This window comes from Escherichia sp. MOD1-EC6021 (assembly GCF_002965245.1).
GTDB classification, from domain to species: domain Bacteria; phylum Pseudomonadota; class Gammaproteobacteria; order Enterobacterales; family Enterobacteriaceae; genus Escherichia; species Escherichia coli_F.
Map to the genome: position 1 here is coordinate 1 of NZ_PTRU01000115.1, position 543 is coordinate 543.

A 543-nucleotide genomic window follows, 5' to 3' on the forward strand; every position below is an offset into this window, starting at 1 on the left:
CGGACAGCATCAGTAACGAAAGTATTTAGCGGGCATGAAAATGGCAAATAACGGTCAAACATCGTGGCGTTGACATACTGATGCCACGGAAGAGCTGACACGTCTTTCCCTGGCCCGTGCAGAGGGATTCGATAAAGTTGAGATCACCGGCCCCCGCCTGGATATGGATAACGATTTCAAGACCTGGGTGGGGATCATTCATTCCTTTGCCCGCCATAACGTGACTGGTGACAAAGTTGAACTGCCTTTTGTCGAGTTTGCAAAACTGTGTGGTATACCTTCAAGCCAGTCATCCCGCAGGCTGCGTGAGCGCATCAGCCCTTCCCTGAAGCGCATTGCCGGTACCGTAATTTCGTTTTCCCGTACCGATGATAAGTACACCCGGGAATACATCACCCATCTGGTACAGTCAGCCTACTACGATACTGAACGGGATATTGTTCAGTTACAGGCTGATCCCCGCCTTTTTGAACTGTACCAGTTTGACAGAAAAGTCCTTCTCCAGCTTAAGGCGATTAATGCCCTGAAGCGACGGGAGTCCGC

At 50.6% G+C, this 543-nt stretch carries 1 pseudogene; it reads left to right on the top strand.

From position 1 onward, the window contains the following. Positions 1-76: 76 nt before the first annotated feature. Positions 77-543, top strand: a pseudogene (locus tag BEB54_RS28220) (RepB family plasmid replication initiator protein); the annotation flags it as partial.